The sequence below is a fragment of the Leifsonia sp. HAY1-4F genome (assembly GCF_056755275.1).
Genome location: NZ_JBNDHX010000328.1, coordinates 1 through 265 on the forward strand (window position 1 = coordinate 1; position 265 = coordinate 265).

General features: G+C 66.4%; 1 protein-coding gene. It reads left to right on the plus strand.

What is annotated here, in order from left to right:
- Positions 1-265, plus strand: a 265-nt coding sequence (locus tag ACPYOG_RS19710; RefSeq protein WP_481295811.1) for a hypothetical protein, incomplete at both ends; no start/stop codon positions are given.

Below are 265 nucleotides of genomic sequence, written 5' to 3' on the forward strand. Positions count from 1 at the left end.
GTCGGGCGCCGGCGATCGCTCGGTTGCCTTCACCAGTGCAACGGTCGCGGCGCAGGGCCAGGATGGTGAAGCGCTGAGCTCGCACGGTCTTGCCGTCCATACGGCGCTGCTGGCCGACGGCACTCTGGTTGGCTATACCGGCGAGGCCGCTCCGACGGCGATCTCCGCATCCAACGTCGTCTTCTACGCGACGGTGTCGGACACCGACAACGGCCATTACAACTTCACCCTCGTGCAGTCGCTCGATGACGCCAAGGGCTCGGAC